This window comes from Desulfobacterales bacterium, from assembly GCA_030066985.1.
Taxonomy (GTDB): Bacteria; Desulfobacterota; Desulfobacteria; order Desulfobacterales; family JAHEIW01; genus JAHEIW01.
Map to the genome: position 1 here is coordinate 1 of JASJAN010000011.1, position 13,954 is coordinate 13,954.

Annotated in this window: 13 protein-coding genes and 1 tRNA gene; 3 read left to right on the plus strand and 11 right to left on the minus strand. The window is 48.2% G+C overall.

The features are described from left to right. Positions 1–8: 8 nt before the first annotated feature. The 7 genes from QNJ26_07240 to QNJ26_07270 form a co-directional block, all read right to left on the minus strand. Positions 9–85, minus strand: a tRNA-Met gene (locus tag QNJ26_07240). 94 nt (positions 86–179) lie between these two features. Next, a complete protein-coding gene (locus QNJ26_07245) occupies positions 180–506 on the minus strand; it encodes a DUF167 domain-containing protein (GenBank protein ID MDJ0985322.1) in 327 nt (108 codons plus the stop codon). 4 nt (positions 507–510) lie between these two features. After that, positions 511–1,944 (minus strand): D-glycero-beta-D-manno-heptose-7-phosphate kinase, encoded by a 1,434-nt coding sequence (gene rfaE1, locus QNJ26_07250; protein ID MDJ0985323.1) that lies wholly within the window; start codon positions 1,942–1,944, stop codon positions 511–513. Between the two features lie 81 nt (positions 1,945–2,025). After that, a complete protein-coding gene (locus QNJ26_07255; protein ID MDJ0985324.1) occupies positions 2,026–2,439 on the minus strand; it encodes a thioesterase family protein in 414 nt (137 codons plus the stop codon). Between the two features lie 26 nt (positions 2,440–2,465). After that, positions 2,466–3,068, minus strand: a complete 603-nt coding sequence (thrH, locus tag QNJ26_07260; protein ID MDJ0985325.1) for a bifunctional phosphoserine phosphatase/homoserine phosphotransferase ThrH — start codon at positions 3,066–3,068, stop codon at positions 2,466–2,468. Between the two features lie 39 nt (positions 3,069–3,107). Beyond that, entirely contained in the window at positions 3,108–4,421 is a 1,314-nt protein-coding gene (locus QNJ26_07265) for a homoserine dehydrogenase (GenBank protein MDJ0985326.1), read from the minus strand. Positions 4,422–4,652: 231 nt separating this feature from the next. Continuing rightward, positions 4,653–5,819: an aminotransferase class I/II-fold pyridoxal phosphate-dependent enzyme gene (locus tag QNJ26_07270; protein ID MDJ0985327.1), complete on the minus strand. Its 1,167-nt coding sequence runs from the start codon at positions 5,817–5,819 to the stop codon at positions 4,653–4,655. A gap of 250 nt (positions 5,820–6,069) precedes the next feature. On the opposite strand from QNJ26_07270, the gene purM reads away from it, so the two are divergent. Next, positions 6,070–7,113 (plus strand): phosphoribosylformylglycinamidine cyclo-ligase, encoded by a 1,044-nt coding sequence (gene purM, locus QNJ26_07275; protein ID MDJ0985328.1) that lies wholly within the window; start codon positions 6,070–6,072, stop codon positions 7,111–7,113. A gap of 316 nt (positions 7,114–7,429) precedes the next feature. Continuing rightward, a complete protein-coding gene (tsaD, locus tag QNJ26_07280) occupies positions 7,430–8,425 on the plus strand; it encodes a tRNA (adenosine(37)-N6)-threonylcarbamoyltransferase complex transferase subunit TsaD (GenBank protein ID MDJ0985329.1) in 996 nt (331 codons plus the stop codon). 37 nt (positions 8,426–8,462) lie between these two features. Here tsaD and nagZ read toward each other — a convergent pair whose 3' ends face one another. The 4 genes from nagZ to mltG form a co-directional block, all read right to left on the minus strand. Next, positions 8,463–9,467, minus strand: coding sequence for a beta-N-acetylhexosaminidase (gene nagZ / locus QNJ26_07285; protein MDJ0985330.1), 1,005 nt, complete (start codon positions 9,465–9,467; stop codon positions 8,463–8,465). A gap of 202 nt (positions 9,468–9,669) precedes the next feature. Then, entirely contained in the window at positions 9,670–11,670 is a 2,001-nt protein-coding gene (locus QNJ26_07290; GenBank protein MDJ0985331.1) for a bifunctional diguanylate cyclase/phosphodiesterase, read from the minus strand. Between the two features lie 418 nt (positions 11,671–12,088). Beyond that, positions 12,089–12,325: a hypothetical protein gene (locus QNJ26_07295; protein MDJ0985332.1), complete on the minus strand. Its 237-nt coding sequence runs from the start codon at positions 12,323–12,325 to the stop codon at positions 12,089–12,091. Between the two features lie 147 nt (positions 12,326–12,472). Further along, complete coding sequence (gene mltG, locus QNJ26_07300) at positions 12,473–13,501, minus strand: endolytic transglycosylase MltG (protein MDJ0985333.1); 1,029 nt, start codon at positions 13,499–13,501, stop codon at positions 12,473–12,475. Positions 13,502–13,746: 245 nt separating this feature from the next. Between mltG and QNJ26_07305 the strand changes: the two genes are divergently transcribed. Next, a complete protein-coding gene (locus tag QNJ26_07305; protein MDJ0985334.1) occupies positions 13,747–13,953 on the plus strand; it encodes a 4Fe-4S dicluster domain-containing protein in 207 nt (68 codons plus the stop codon). Position 13,954: the final 1 nt, after the last annotated feature.

Sequence of the window (13,954 nt, forward strand, 5' to 3'; positions counted from 1 at the left end):
TATTATTTTGGTAGCGGGGGGCGGATTCGAACCACCGACCTTCGGGTTATGAGCCCGACGAGCTACCAGACTGCTCCACCCCGCATCAGTTTATTTTTAAGGTGGAAATAGATAGTCATTTCTGGGGAATTAGTCAAGCGCTTTCTTTGGGTCGTTGATGCGGTTATGCAATCGTTCTGCTATAGCGGCGATGTTGTCAGTCGATGGATGCGTTTTTTTAGATCGGCATATTCTGCTTCAGATGGGGGTGTCTGTTTGGGTTTTAACAGAATCGTTTTAGTCCGGCGATGTTTTCCGGATACGATTTCCAGAGAAGAAGGCGCTACTGACAGGCACTTGGCCAAGAATTTAAGGCAAGCTTTGTTGGCTGCCCCGTCAACCGGAGGGGCCGTCAATTTGATTTTAATACTGTCCGCATGCAAACCAACGATCATGTTTTTTGACGATCGGGGTTGAACAAGAACTTTAAATAATATGCCTTGCGGATTTTCCCTAAGAAAAACCATCTGATTAATTATTTTTGATCTCGTTAATGATGCGGGTGGCGGAGATGTCTTCGGTGACAGGGATAATTTCTATGCGCCCACCGAAACGTTCCACGATGTCACGCCCCAAAACGGCGTCGGCTTCGTAATTGCTGCCTTTGGTAAGCACAGCCGGGCGCAGGGTTTCAATCAGCTTGCCCAATTGGTCAGATGAAAAGGCAACCACATAATCCACGCTGTCCAGAGCGCTGATGATTCGCAAACGCTCGTATGCTTTGATCACCGGGCGTCCGGGGCCTTTGAGTTTTTCTATGGAAGCGTCGTCATCAATGGCGACCACCAGTACATCGCCCAGTTGCTTGGATGCAGACAGTAGCTTAATGTGCCCGACATGCAGCAGGTCAAAGCATCCATTGGTCAGCACGATGCGTTTGCCGGTTTTATGAAGTTTTTGCGCAACAGCTGAAAGCTCTGCCACCGTTTTTTGTTTGGATAAGGTGGGATCTGGAATCAAATTCAGTTCGGCGGCCAGCTCCGCGGCCGAAACGGTGGCGGTGCCCACCTTGCCGACAACGATTCCAGCAGCTGTGTTTGCCAGTGCAACCGCTTGCTTGGGTGTATAACCAGCTGCAATTCCCAGGCCCAAAACAGCCAACACCGTATCACCGGCACCTGACACATCGAACACCTGGCGGGCCTTTGTGCCGATGCGGTAAGGGCGAGCCATACCTTCAAAATAGACCATGCCGTCTTTGCCGCAGGTGACCAGAATTCTATCGATGCCGATTTTATCCATTAGACGCCTGGCAGCTTCTGTCAGGGTCTGTTCATCAACAATATCGATACCTGCCGCTAGGGCGGTTTCTTTTTGATTGGGTGTAATGACGGATGCCCCGGCATATTTTTCAAAATTAAGACCTTTCGGGTCGACAATAAGCAGTTTGCCGTGCTGTTGCGCAGCCGCAGCTAATTGTTTCATCAGCGCGCTGGTAACAAGCCCCTTGCCGTAATCAGAAACCAGGATCACATCGCATCCGACCATCATTTCTTGCGCACAGCGCGAAACCTGGTCACCTATGGGCTGACTGATTTCAGTTTTAACTTCTTTGTCATATCGAAGCACATGTTGATGATTGGCAATGACGCGGGTTTTACGCGTCGTCGGTCGCTGCGCGTCCCGGATGATTCCTGCGGTGTCAACAGCCAAGCGATTCAACTGGTCAAGAACCCGTTGACCGTCAGATCCGGAACCGATCACACCGACGGCAGAGACGTTGGCCTCCAGGGCTGCAAGGTTGCTGATGACATTACCAGCGCCACCAAGCGTGTGCTCCTCGCTGGTAACCGATACCACCTGAACAGGCGCTTCCGGTGAAATGCGCTGGGCTTGGCCCCAAAGATAGGCATCCAACATCAAATCGCCCACTACAAGGATGCGACATCCTGCCATTTTTTTCATATCGATTGTCATTTCGTCGGGTTTCCAGGGAAATGAAATTTAATGCTAACGATGCGCTGATATGGCGACATCCACCTTAGTTTAAGGTTTTTGACTATTTTTCTCAATGATTTCTTTGATAAACTTGGGTGGGCGAACCACTTTGCCGTCACGATTCAGGCAGGCATGTTTGGTATATCCCTGGGCCAGAAGGGTTTGATCGTCTTGGTTGAATATCTGATAGTCAAATTTAATAGCGCTTTTTAGGCCGGTGTCCAGCACCGTTTCGATGACTAAAAGATCGTCATACTTTGCCGGTGACAGGTATTTACAATAGGTTTCTGCTACCGGTAAAAATAACCCCCGACTCTCAGCCTCCAGATAGGTAAGACCCATGGATCGGAATAGTTCGTTACGACCCATTTCAAACCATCTGAAGTAGTTGCCATAATATGCCTGGCCCATGTTATCCGTGTCGCCATAAATCACACGGCAGGTGGTTTTATGCGTGAGCATGACTGTCCTCGATATCAAGGCTCCTGTCAATTGATAATTTTTTGGATTTCATGCGTTATTTCAGCATAGGTTGTCGTTACCGGAAACTGTGGGAATTCTGCTTCTACATTATCAGGCGGGCGAAACAAAATGGCCTTTTCAGCCACCTGGAGCATGGTGATGTCATTATATGAATCGCCAATGGCAATCACCTTATAGTTCAGATTTTGAAGCGCACTGGCCACCATTTTTTTGCCATCTTTTTGCCGCAGCACATAATTGGAAATCTTTCCATCGGCTGCAACCGAAAGGGTGTTGCAAAAAAGCGTTGGCCAGCCCAGCTTCTCAAGCAATGGGCTGGCAAATTCCACATAGGTGTCCGAAACAATAATAACCTGAAGCTGAGATCGGAGCCAGTTCAGAAAATCCAAGGCGCCTTCCAATGGCGCCATTTTAGCGATGACCGCCTGGATATCCTGAAGTTTCAAACCGTGTTTATCCAAAATGGCAAGCCGCTTTTTCATCAACACGTCATAGTCGGATATATCGCGGGTCGTTAGCCTGAGCTCATCGATGCCAGTTCTTTCAGCCACATTAATCCAGATTTCCGGTGTAAAAATACCTTCCATATCAGCGCATACGATATACATAGGGTTTTTCCAGCTTCTGTTAACCGTTTTAAGTAAGCGTTAATCTAATTTTTCGTCTTCAATTCGAATCAGCATTGTCGGCTGGCTGACCACATCCAAACGGTCGATTTCAGCCAGCGCTTTTTGGACATCCGCTTCTTTGGCCTGGTGACTGACCATAACAACCGGCACAGACCCATTGGTTTTCCTTCCTTTTTGCTGCATCGATTGAATACTGATGTCATTTTGGCCCAAAATTCCGGAGATGGCCGACAATACACCCGGCTTATCAAGCAACGCAAAACGAAAATAATAATGGGTGATAATTTGATCCATTGGCATGATGGTGATGTTTTCAATATGCTCTCTTTGCACTGAAAGGGCTGGAATGCGGCGCGTCGTTCCGGCCATTAGGTTACGGGCGATATCCACCGCATCACTGATGACGGCACTGGCAGTGGGCATCATGCCGGCGCCTCGGCCATAGAGCATGATATCCCCGACCGCATCACCGGAAACCATGACGGCATTTACTGTGCCGCTCACACTTGAAAGCAGGTTGTCAAACGGAATCATGGTTGGGTGAACCCGGGCCTCTACCTGGTTGCCTTTGTTTTTGCTGATAGCCAACAGCTTGATACGATATCCAAAATGCTCTGCAAATTCTACGTCCAGCGGTGTAATTTTTGAGATGCCTTCAATGTAAACGTCTGGCAGGTTAATGTTCATTCCATATGCCAACGCTGTTAAAATAGCGATTTTATGCGCTGTGTCGATTCCATCGACATCAAGGGAAGGATTGGCTTCCGCATAGCCTTTTTGCTGCGCTTCCGCCAAGGCTTCGTCAAACGGCATTCTCTCGTCGGAAATTTTAGTTAAAATATAATTACAGGTCCCGTTGAGAATACCGGTCATTGAATGGATCTGATTGGCAACCAATGATTCGCGCATCGATTTGATGATCGGCATACACCCGCCTACTGCAGCCTCGTATGCCAGATCAACGTTTTTCTCTGCAGCCGCCGCAAACAGCGTATTGCCCTGACTGGCCAACAGCGCTTTGTTGGCCGTAATCACCTGTTTGCCGTTTTCTATGGCTTTTAAAATAAGTTCTTTGGCAATGCCTTCGCCGCCAATCATTTCAACGACAATATCGATGTCGGGATCATCAACGACCGCCTGGGCATCTGTGGTCAACACACCAGGTGCAAACGAAAGCCCTCGGTCTGTTTCGATATCAATATCGGCGATCCGTTTGAGGTGCAGCGTCGCGCCCAGCCGTGAGGCAATCACCGGATAGCTTTCAAGCAGTAATTTTGCTACCCCGGTGCCCACAGTGCCGCAACCAAGCAAACCTATGTTTATCGTTTTCATTTAAATTACTCCTTTATCTTTCGATCTAAACATTTTTGGTCATTTTCGGTTCTTCAGATTTATTGCTACTGGCTTCTTGCTTCTGGCTGCCGACTGCTGACAATTTGGCATGTTTTGCGGGCGGGGATAAACCCCGCCCCTACAAGAACGATCAAACATTTTGGTGTAGGGGCGGGCTTAATGCCCGCCCGCTGACGTAATAAACCAGCAGCCAGTGGCCGGGAGCCAGCATCACATCACTTTGCGGATACCGCGGATGGCCTGACTAATCCGCATCGGATTTTCAATCAACGCAAATCGCACATATGCATCTCCGTATTCGCCGAATCCTAGACCCGGTGAAACCGCCACTTGCGCCTCTTGGATCAGGAGCTTGGCAAATTCGACCGATCCCATTTCTAAAAATTTATCAGGTATCTTTGCCCATACAAACATAGTGCCTTTGGGCGTCTGAATATTCCAACCGATACGATTGAGACCATTCACCAGTGCATCCCGTCTTTCCTTGTAGGTATCACGGATGTTTTCAACACAATCATAAGGTCCGTTTAGGGCAATGATCGAAGCAATTTGGATCGGTTGAAAAATGCCATAATCAAGGTAGCTTTTGATGCGGCTTAAGGCGGCCACAATTTGGGCATTGCCCACACAAAACCCAACGCGCCAGCCCGGCATACTGTAGCTTTTTGACAAAGAGAAAAACTCGACACCGACGTCTTTGGCGCCTTTGGCCTGCAGAAAGCTCGGTGCCTTATAACCGTCGAACACCAGGTCTGCATAGGCAAAATCATGGATCACCATAATGTTGTGCTCTTGGGCATATGCAACAATTTTTTCAAAAAAAGCCAAATCAACAACCTCGGTGGTGGGGTTATGCGGATAGCTGATGGTCAACACTTTGGGTCGCGGCCAGGTGGTTTTGGTGGCCGCAAGCAGGTTCTCAAAAAAATCGGCCTCGGGTCCCAGCGGTATCCCTCGGACATCACCACCGGAAATGATGGCTGAATATGGATGGATGGGGTAGGTTGGATTGGGCGTAAAAACGACATCCCCGGGCCGAATCGTGACCAGAATTAAATGCGACATACCTTCCTTGACGCCAATGGTCGCAATCGCTTCTGTGTTCGCGTCGATATCGACATTGAATCTGCGCCCGTACCAGTCTGCTATGGCCATTCGCAGTTTAGTAATTCCCATTGAAGCGGAGTATCGATGGTTATGCTGTTTTTGGGCGGATTCAATCAGCTTGTCGACAATATGCTGCGGAGTTCCCAAGTCCGGATTTCCCATACCCAGGTCAATTATATCTTCGCCCGCTCGCCGGGCTTTCATTTTTAGCTCGTTGACGGTTGCAAAGACATACGGCGGCAAGCGGTCCAATCGCGCAAATGTAAACATCGGCTGCTCCAAATTCGGTTTGTGACGCCTGATGTCATATAACGCCTCCAGCAGGTGTCTCAAAACAACGATTTTACTTGCGATCCAGCACTTGAACCGAAAAAATTGCTTTGACTTTTATGCTGGATCGGATTAATTTTCAAGGGTTTTTCTTTAATTTTAACGAGACCTCATTAAAGCCCAGTAGCATTTTTGAACTGACCCGAATTACCGCGATCCATGTAATTGTCGCAAAACACAGGAGATCTCCATGAAAGATTCGTTAACATATGCTGACGCTGGTGTCGACATAGACAAGGCCAATAAGCTGGTTGATGCCATCGGAGAGATTGCAAAAAAAACGGCGCGTGCCGGTGTCATGAGCGATATCGGCGGTTTTGGCGGTCTTTTTTCGCTAAATCTGGCGAATCTGGAAAGACCAGTTTTGGTAAGCTCGACCGATGGGGTTGGGACCAAGCTTAAGATCGCGTTTATGCTCGATAAACACGATACCGTCGGCATTGATCTGGTGGCGATGTGCGCCAACGATATCATAGTTCAAGGTGCAAAGCCACTTTTCTTTCTCGATTATCTGTCCATGGGAAAACTCGACAATCAGCGCGCCACCGATGTCATTACCGGTATTGCTCAGGGATGCCAGTTGGCGCAATGCGCTTTATTGGGGGGTGAAACCGCTGAAATGCCCGGGTTTTATACGGCCGATGAATATGATTTGGCCGGTTTCGCCGTCGGCGTTGTGGACAACAGCAAGATCATCGACGGAACAGAGATACGGGTTGGGCATAAGCTGATTGGCATTGCCTCCAGCGGCCTTCATAGCAACGGGTACTCTCTTGCGCGCAAGGTTTGCTTTGAAACCCTGGGTTTAAAAATTGACGAACACGTTGCGGAACTGGGAAGGACCATTGGCGAAGAATTGTTGATCCCCACCAAGATCTACGCTGCTGTCATTGCAGCCCTCATAAAGGACCTGCCGATCCATGGAATCGCGCATATTACCGGTGGCGGCATATCAGATAATATCGTCAGGATTGTTCCCCAGGCTTGCAGCATACTGATTCGCGAAGAAAGCTGGGATATTCCGCCGGTTTTTGCTTTTTTGCAGCAGGGTGGAAATATCACCAAAAAGGAAATGGCCCGCGCATTTAATATGGGTATCGGCATGATTGTTGTCGTACCCGATCATGCCGTCGTAGATGTTGTGCAACGCATTGAAGCGCTCGACGAGCGTGCCTATATTATCGGGGAAATACTTGACTGTAAAGAAACAGGCCGGCGTTTGATATGGGATTGAATATGACCCGCCACCAGAATGCAAAACGGGCCCCCCTTGGCAGACGACTGAAGGGGCTAAATAAAATTGGTCGGTTGTTCAGTTGGATTGCGGAGGGGCAAACCAGTGGTGCGCTCTGCAAGGGGTGAGGTGGCGGTAAAACCGATACTCGGAGAGTATTGCTTCGCAAACGCAAACCGTAAAGGCCTGAGGACAAAAACCGATAGGATGACCGTAAAAATTTTCCTGCCACCCGTCGCTAAGAAATGAATCAAACGGCCTGTTTTCACATCCGGCAGGCAACCAACACGACTCCGGATCAACTAGTGAGAGATGTATGTATATCCTCGGTATCGAATCATCCTGTGATGAAACCGCCGCAGCCGTCGTTCAGAACGGAACCGCAGTTTTGTCATCAACGATATCTTCTCAGATGGAAGTGCATCATCGATACGGCGGCGTCGTGCCGGAACTTGCTTCCCGAAAGCATATTGAAGCCATTGTCCCCGTCGTTGCAGAGGCAATCAGCGATTCGGGCCTAAAAATCCGTCAGATCGATGCCATGGCGGTCACCCGTGGTCCCGGACTGGTCGGTGCTTTGCTGGTGGGCTTCTCGTTTGCCAAAGCATACGCTTATGGTCTGGGCGTTCCGCTGGTTGGAGTGAATCATCTGGAAGCCCACATCAACTCGGTGTTTCTGGAACCTGACCCCCCGCCATTTCCATTTGTGGCTTTATTGGCATCCGGTGGGCATACGGGTATCTATTATGTCACCTCTCACACTGCCATTGAATTGATGGGGCAAACACGTGATGATGCCGCTGGCGAAGCCTTTGATAAAGTTGCCAAGTTACTTGGGTTGGGCTACCCGGGGGGCGGGGTGATCGATCGCCTGGCCAAGGACGGCGACCCGCAACAGATCGCATTTACGCGTCCGTATCTGAATAAAGCCGATTTTGATTTTAGCTTCAGCGGCATCAAGACTGCCGTTCGTCATTATGTCGACAAACATCGAGCTGACGTGAACAGTCGGATTGCCGATATCGCAGCCGGTTTTCAGGCGGCAGTGGTGGAAGTACTGGCTTACAAGTTAATTCATGCGGCTCGCATCAAGGATTGTGAGCATATTGCGGTGGTTGGCGGAGTGGCTGCCAACAGCGGTTTAAGACAGACCGTCCGACGAGATGCTGACCGCAGGGGGTTGAAAGTCCACATTCCTGCCGTTAACCTGTGCGGCGATAATGCCGCCATGATTGCAGCAACTGGTTTTCACTACTTAAAGGCGGGTATGCAGGTTCGGCTGAGCGATGATGTTTTCAGCCGCAGTCGCTAATCCGCCAAATGGCAAGATCCGAAAACATCCTCAATTTTTAAATCTGGATGTAATTCTGTTTGAGGGTCAAAATTCTCTTCACCGAAGCCAACCCCATGTCTTTGATTTCATCTGCACGATCTACAGCATTCACAATTTCTTCATAGGCAATGGCGATGTTAGGACCTTTGTGGCAGATCAGGGCAATATCAATACCGGCCCGGATAATTTGGCGAACCGCGGTTTTGATATCATAATGCTCGACAATGGCGCCCATGTCCAAATCATCTGTCATTGAGATGCCGGTAAAGCCCATTTGCTCGCGCAACAGGTTTTGGGCGATTTCTTCAGATAGGCTGGCCGGCCATCGGGTATCAATTTGCGGATAGATCACATGCGATAGCATCACCCCCGCGACTTGCTGTGCAATGCTATCGGCAAAGGGTATCAGATCGCAGGATTTTATTTCAGCAAGGCTATGGTCACAGGTGGGAAGCTCAACATGCGAATCTGCAACTGTTCGTCCAATTCCGGGAAAGTGTTTCGCCACCGCCATGATGTGGTGTTGCTGCAAATGTGATATAACGGTCAGCCCCATCTTGGAAACCCATCTGGGATCGTGGCCAAAGGCGCGCGCGGCCATGATACTGCTGACTTCCCGCGGAGCGACATCTAATACGGGGGCCAGGTTCATATTGATGCCGGCCCGGGTTAATTCGGCTGCTGTCGTGTCGGCAAAAAATATGGCATCATCGACATCGTTCATTGACGGATTTCCGGGAAATTCTGTAAAGGGCGCCTTCAGTCTGGCGACCTGGCCGCCTTCCTGGTCGATGGCAATGATCAGCGGTGGCTGCTGGTTGGCGCGGGCACATGCCTGAGCGTCATCGCACAGTTGTCTTACCTGTGCCGGGGTTTCGGTATTTTGTGAAAATAGAATGATCCCGCCAACCTTGAGATCTCCAATGAGATGCTCGAGGTCCTGATTAAATTGCTTGCCTTCAAATCCGACCATCAGGCGTTGACCGGCCAGCTGCTCTATGGATAAATCTTCTATGTTCATAGTGGCTGTGTCTTTATAAATTTTAGAAAAGATTAAAATTTAACTGGAGTGCTGGAGTATTGGATAGGAAAACTGCCCTGATATTGATGGTTTAATTCTCTATATGACTCCATTGCTCCAGTACTCCATTACTCCAATACAGAGTCATTCGTCAACCAACGCTTTGATTATACCATAATTGTGCGGATTGGGTAGGTTAGAATCAATTTGACAGCATCGCCGGCAGCGAAAATGGGGTGCCCGGGGTTTCCTGCGCCAATTTTAAGATGTTATCAATCAGCTTATCGACATCGGCTTTGCTCAGTGGTTTGGAAAACAAATAGCCCTGCCCAAATTGACAATTCATCTCTAGCAAAATAGCAAATTGTTCTTCGGTCTCCACTCCTTCGGCAACCACCATCATTTTTAAACGATGCGCCAGCGAGATGATGGCCTCAACGATATTGCGGTTGCCGTCCGGCTCAGATTTAATTCTTGATACAAAACTGCGATCCACCTTCAAGGTATCAATTGGCAGACGCTGCAGATAGCTTAAAGAAGAGTAGCCGGTTCCAAAGTCGTCGATCACCAGGTGTAAACCCAGGTCCTTTAGCCGGTGCACCAGTCGGATGGTTTCATCTGCATCCTCCATCAGGGCCGTTTCGGTGATTTCCAGTTTGAGTTGCTGGGGTGGCATACCGGTCTGGTTTAGAATCTCTTTAATATCATCCAGCAGGGTAGGGGATAGAAAATGTTTGCTGGAGAGGTTGATATTCATTGTCAGTTTGAGCTTGTCTTTAAGCTGGTCCTGCCAGCGACACAGATCCTCACAAGCCTTTTGGGCAATTAGCTGGGTGATGGGGACAATCAAGCCTGTCTCTTCAGCAATTGAAATAAATGAACCGGGATATATAAGGCCCAGTTGGGGATGGTTCCAGCGAATGAGGGCCTCAAAGCCCACCAGCGATGCGGTCTGCAAATCCACTATGGGCTGGTAATGATTTTCAAACTCGTTTTTGTTGACGGCTTTGCGCAAATCCGTCTCTCGTTCCAACAAGTGCAGCGCTTTTTTGTGCAGCGTTTTATCAAAGATTTTATACTGGGCCTTGCCGTTTTCTTTGGCATGGTACATTGCGGCATCTGCGTCCCTGATGATGTTTTCAGCGTCATCGTAGTCCCGGGTGTTGAGTACCACACCGAAACTGGCCGGTGCAAAAACCTCCTTGTTTTCAATCATAAACGGACGCTTGAGCTCTTGCTGTAGCCGATCAGCCACGCCACTGGCGTATTCGCTATTTTCAATGTCTTCAAGCAGGATGACAAATTCATCTCCGCCAAAGCGTGCCAAGATATCGAGGTCTCTGAGCGAATCTTTGATCCGATTGGCAAAGGCCTTGATGAGTTGGTCACCGACGCTGTGGCCGAGGCTGTCATTGACCAGCTTAAAGCGATCTATATCCAAATATAAAACGGCAAAATAATAATCATCGCGACGTTTGGCGCGTTTGAGCGCCATGTTTAAATGTTCCATGAAAAGCGCCCGATTCGGCAAATTGGTAAGCGTGTCATGAAATGCCTGATGATAGATTTGACGTTCAGCCTCCTTGAGCTCAGTAATATCGGCTAAGGTGACGACGCTTTTATCAGAGCCCGGGATATTGGCCAATGAGCACAACATATCCTTTTGTTTGCCTTCTTTATCGATGAAGGTACATTCAAAGTGGGGCGCCATCGGATGATAATCTGAATGTTCCGGTATGACTTCACCATTTTGTATTTTGCGCTGCGTTTTTTCATCCATGAATTGCAGCCAGGACTTTAAACTTTCTATTTCTTTTTTTTGGAATCCGGTCATACTGGCAAACTCTGAATTTGCCAGAGAGATGGTCGTATCTTTTTCGACAATCACCGTTGCGGTCCCGGTATTTTCAAATATGGTCCGATATTTCATCTCGGATTCACGCAGTTCGGCGGTGCGCTCTTTGACCTTGATTTCCAGCGTTTCATTGGCTTCGCGCAGGGCTTCTTTGGATTTGTTGATGCTGTTTACCAGTAGCTGGGTGCACAAACTGATGAGCAAAATAATGCCGGCCGTGATGACAATGGCCAGTGTTTCACTGGCTAAAATGGTCTTTTCAAAATAATAATAGAACAGAGAAACACCCGCCCCAATGATAATCAGACCCATATTGTCCAGGTTCATCAACCGCTTTTTTTTGCTCATTCCTCGCCTCTAAAACCTATAAGCAATTGAAATAAATTAAAATTAAGGTAAAAATCAGGGGCAATTGATTTGGTTGCAGACGTTTGCGACTGCACTGCCAAATTCAAAAATAACCTTGATATATATCGGTCAATTGGGGCTAAAACTTAAGATGTAAACCGGCAGGTCTAGTGGTGAGGTTTTTGGGTCGGTGATCAAGGGTAACAGCTGGGAAAAAAACAACCCAGGCCTTCAATTCATCCTGTATGGAAACCTTCGGAACACATGATGCCTGAAATTGGCGCACCTATCAGCGGCATTGGCTGTCATACGGGTGCCGCAGGTCTGTTTGAAGGTAACCATCAGATGCCTCAGAACATCAGAGGGGGTTTCGGTGGCCTAAGGATTTTTCAAGCGTTCAAGTTTGAGTCTGGTGAGTTTACCCTTTGCGTGACGCATAACAGCGGTTTTCGATGTAGGTCGCTGTGGCCGCATCAAAGGTGGCCTCATTTTCATGAACGAATTTGGGCTCCCCCTCCCAGGCACCGCAGGCCAGTACCACCGGTTCGCCCAGTGTAAACTTTCGACCGCAGGCCGGACAGCCTTCCTCATTGATGCGATTAAGCGTTTCAAGGTCAATAATGGTTTTAAACCGGTTTTTGTCAGCTTTTGCCATAGGTTCCTCCTCGATACCACCCAGCACGTTTTTTGGTGGTCTATCATTTTTAGCTATAAGCTAGCTTCTAGTGGTCCCAATGTCAAGGCGAGTAGATGGGGAGCTTTCGAGTGCACAGGATACCCAGCAGCGATCTAATTGTTCATTTTAGTTTTTTCTTTTCGCCGATGATTTGCGCCGCAGCTGGTATTTTTGGACAGCACGATGATGGTCTTGATAATTTGTGGAGAACTGATGGGTTTGGTCCTTTTTTGATACAAAGTAAATGTAGTCAGTGTCCGCCGGATAGAGGGCAGCCTCCAGTGATTTCTTCCCGGGATTGGCGATGGGGCCGGCCGGCAGACCGCTGAGTTTGTAAGTGTTATACGGAGTGGGGGTTTCAAGGTGCCTACGCTTCAAATTGCCATCAAAGTCCTTTATTCCATAGATGACTGTTGGATCTGATTCCAGTCGCATTTTTTTGTTCAGACGATTGTGAAAAACCGATGAAATGATCGGCCGCTCGAAAGACGCTCCGGTCTCTTTTTCGATAACCGATGCCAGAATGACGATTTGGTGCACTGAAAAACCCAGCTGTTGGGCTTTTTGTTGCCAGGCGGCATTAAATATCTGCCGGAAGCGGTTTACCATGGTGACGATGATCGTTTTGGTAGGTACATTTTTGGGGAAAAAATAGGTTTCCGGAAACAGATAGCCTTCGAAGGTTTTGGCAGGCAGATTTTGTTGGTGCACCAAATCGGCGTTGGTGGCTGCTGCGACAAAACTGTTTTTGGGGGCCAAACCGGCCGCTTCTACCAGATCGGCGATCTGGTAAAGATTAAGTCCTTCTGGTACCGTCAGCTTGTAGAGCTTGATTTCTCCGGTAGCCATTTTTTGCAGAATCTGTATCGGTGACATGGCTGCCGACAATACATATTCTCCGGCTTGGAGCTTTTTGTCATATCCCTTCAGACGGGCAACGATTTTGAACTTAAATGGATCTTTAATGATGCGGCTGCTGGCAAGCGCCGCGGTGGTCGTATTAAATGATTGGCCGGCTGGTACGGTGATGACTGTATTTTCGGATGTCTGGTTGGCAGGTGTCTGAGCATAATGCTGCAGATGTAGCAAAAAGAATGCGACACCACCGATCATCAACACCATGACAATGGCTGTTAACAGCAGGATTTTTTTCAATGTTTGATTGCCCTCCGGGTTGCCAGATCCTATGGTCGTTGGTTCTAATTTAACCTCTGAATCACTCGCTATAGTTGCTGGGCTATTTTTTAAGCATATTAAATATAGTGTGCTGTTGTCAAAGTTCGACCGGTTGATTTGTTGGTTTTACTTGACATGTATCCCCAAACCCCATAATTTTGAGCGTTTGCAAAAAAAATCTTTTAAGTATAATATCACGTTATTAGATCTGTAAGGAATCCTAAATGGCAAAGCCTAAATTAAAAGAGCATAACATCAATAAAACCTGGTGCAAAGGATGCGGCATCTGTGTGGCGCTCTGTCCGAAAAAAGTTCTGGCAATAGATGATCAAGAAAAAGTCAGTGTTGTCCGTGCCAAAGATTGCATCTGTTGCCGATTGTGTGAGCTCCGATGCCCGGATATCGCAATTGAAATCGAAACTGAAAAATAGG